1 protein-coding gene is annotated in these 3325 nt (G+C 69.3%); it reads left to right on the top strand.

What is annotated here, in order from left to right; translation table 11 throughout:
- The coding region (locus tag SX243_25595) for an amino acid adenylation domain-containing protein (protein ID MDY7096364.1) at window positions 1-3325 on the top strand (3325 nt) is incomplete at both ends.

Genomic DNA, 3325 nt, shown 5'->3' with positions numbered 1-3325 from the left:
GCTGGCGGGGCGATGGGGAGCTGGAGTTCCTGGGCCGCTTCGACCACCAGGTGAAGGTGCGGGGCTTCCGCATCGAGCTGGGCGAGGTGGAGTCGGCGCTGCTGTCCCACGAGTCGGTGCGGGACGCGGTGGTGGCGGCGTGGGGCGTGGGTAGCTCGCAGCGGCTGGTGGCTTATGTGGAGACAGGTCGGGAAGAGCCGGAGGGCGACGAGGGGCATGACCCGCGCTTGGTGCAGGCGCTGAAGACGCAGCTGCGGGATCGTCTGCCGGACTACATGGTCCCGTCGGAGATCCTGGAGATGGCTTCGTTGCCGCGCACGCCCAACGGCAAGGTGGACCGCAAGGCTCTGCCGGAACCGGCGGGTGTGCGTCCGGAGCAGGCGGGTCGCTACGTGGCACCGCGCAACCAGACCGAGGCGCTGGTGTCGGAGATCTGGGCACAGGTGCTGGATCTGGATCGGGTGGGCGTGACAGATGGCTTCTTCGACCTCGGTGGCCACTCGCTGCTGGCGACCCAGGTGATGTCGCGTCTGCGTGCCGCCTTCGGAGCTCCCATTCCACTGCGGGCTCTGTTCGAGGCTCCGACGGTGGCGGAGCTGGCGCGGGAAGTCGAGCTGGGGCGCCGCGCGGCGGGCCAGGGTGCTCCGCCGATGGAGCCGGTGCCGCGAGATCAGGACCTCCCCCTCTCCTTCGCCCAACGGCGCATGTGGTTCCTGGAGCAGCTGGAGCCCGATGCCGCGGCCTACAACATTCCTCTGCCGCTACGTGCCGAGGGGCCGCTGGATCAACGGCTGGTGGAGTCGAGCCTGAATCGCATCCAGCACCGTCACGAGACCTTGCGCACCCGTTTCGGCGAGGTGGATGGCCGCCCGGTGCAGATCATCGACGAGCCCCGGGACCGGATGCTGCCGGTGGTGGACCTCGTCGGCCTCGCCCCCGATGCGCGGGAGCAGGAAGTGCTGCGGCTGGCGAGCGTCGACGGCCAGAGACCCTTCGATCTGGTTCACGGGCCACTGATGCGAGCCTGCCTGGTGCGGCTCGAAGAGCAGGTTTCGGCGGTGCTCTTCAACATGCACCACATCGTTAGCGACGGTTGGTCCCTCAACGTGTTGGTGGAGGAAGTTTCGGAGCTCTACCTCAGCGCCCTCGAGGGCGATGAGCCGGATCTGCCGGAGCTGCCGATTCAATACGCCGATTTCGCCGTGTGGCAACGCGGCTGGCTCCAGGGCGAGGTGCTCGACGAGGAGCTTGGCTATTGGCGCGAGCAGCTAGAAGGCGCCCCACCGGTGCTCGATCTGCCCACCGACCATCCCCGCCATCCGGACCTCGAGCCGCTGGCGGCCAGCCGAACGATCATCCTGCCGGAATCCCTGACGCGGGAGATCCACGCCCTCGGCCGCGGGCAGCAGGTGACCCTGTTCATGACCATGCTGGCCGCCCTCGAGTGGTTGTTGGCCCGGTACTCCGGCCAGGACGACCTGACCATCGGTACTCCCATCGCCGGTCGCAATTACCTGGAGACGGAGAGTCTCATCGGCTTCTTCGTCAACACCCTGGTGCTGCGCGGACGGATGGAGGACGACCCGACCTTCCTCGACCATCTGGCGCGGGTTCGGGAAACGGCCCTCGGTGCCCACGGACACCAGGAGGTTCCCTTCGAGCGGCTGGTGGAGGAGCTGCAGCCGGAGCGCGACTTGGAACATTCGCCGCTCTTCCAGGTGCTGTTCAGCGTCGAGACCGAAGGCCGCCAGGCTCTGGACCTGCCGGAAGTCCGGTTGGAGCCCTTCGAGGAACAGCTGGGGATGGCCAAATTCGATCTCAGCTTTGCGGTCCAGGACACCGCGGAGGACCTCAGCTGCACGGTGGAATACGTGTCGGCGCTGTGGGATGGCAGCACCATGGAGCGGATGCTGGGACACTTCCAGGCGCTCTTGGAGAGCGCCGTGGCGGAGCCCGAGCGGCGGCTGACGGACCTGTCGCTGTTGAGCCCGGCGGAGCGCCATCAGCTGCGCCACGAATGGCACGGCGGAGCGGTGCCGGCGGGGACCGATACCTCGTTGGTGGAACCGTTCCTGCGCCGGGCGGCGGAGGAGCCCGCGGCGCCGGCGCTGGTGTGGAGCGGCGAAGTGCTGTCCTACGGCGAGCTGGCGGCGCGCAGCGGCGCGCTGGCGGCGGAGCTGCAGCGCCGGGGAGTGGCGGCGGAGAGCCCGGTGGGCATCTGCCTCGAGCGCAGTCCCAACCTGGTGGTGTCGGTGCTGGCGGTACTCGCCGCCGGCGGCACCTACGTGCCGCTGGATCCGGCCTATCCGGAAGATCGTCTGGCCTTCATGCTGGAGGATTCGGGTTGCCGGTGGGTGATCACCGACGAGGCTTCGGCGCAGCGTCTACCGGTGCTGGAAGGCGTCGAGACGGTGGCGCCGGAGGTTGCGCCGGAGGCCGGTGCCGCGGAGGCGCTGGCGGAGCAGGGCTCGGTGTCCGTCGATCCGCGGCAGCTGGCCTATGTGATCTACACCTCCGGCTCGACGGGTCGTCCCAAGGGCGTGGCCATCGAGCACCGCAACGCCTTGAGCATGGTGCGCTGGGCCGCTTCGGCGTTCCGCCGGGAGCAGCTGGCGGGAGTGCTGGCGGCGACGTCGGTGTGCTTCGATCTGTCGGTGTTCGAGCTCTTCGTGCCGCTGTCGGTGGGAGGCACGGTGCATCTGGTAGCGGATGCGCTGGGTCTGCCGGAGGCGGCGGAGGAGGCCGTGTCGGGAACGGCGGTGACGCTGCTCAACACGGTGCCTTCGGCGGCGCGGCAGCTGCTGGAGCTGGGGGATTGGCCGTCGTCGGTGGCGACGGTGAACCTGGCGGGCGAGGCGTTGCCGCGGGAGCTGGTGGAGCGTCTGTACGCGCAGCCTTCGGTGAGCGGTGTGTGGAATCTCTACGGTCCGTCGGAGGACACGACGTATTCGACCTTCGGGCGAGTGCCGGAAGGGGAGGACCGGATGCCGTCCATCGGACGTCCGGTGTCCGGAGGCCGGGCTTACGTTGTGGACCGGTCGGGCCAGGAAGTGCCGCTGGGAGTACCCGGGGAGCTGTGGCTGGGCGGTGCCGGACTGGCCCGGGGCTACCTGGGCCGGCCGGGGCTGACGGCGGAGCGCTGGGTGGTGGATTCGTTCAGCGGGGAGTCGGGCGCCCGGCTGTACCGGACCGGCGACCGGGTGCGCTGGCGGGGCGATGGGGAGCTGGAGTTCCTGGGCCGCTTCGACCACCAGGTGAAGGTGCGGGGCTTCCGCATCGAGCTGGGCGAGGTGGAGTCGGCGCTGCTGTCCCACGAGTCGGTGCG

This window comes from Acidobacteriota bacterium (assembly GCA_034211275.1).
In the GTDB taxonomy this organism is placed as follows: Bacteria; Acidobacteriota; Thermoanaerobaculia; order Multivoradales; family JAHZIX01; genus JAGQSE01.
This window is presented reverse-complemented; position numbering and strand designations above follow the sequence as displayed.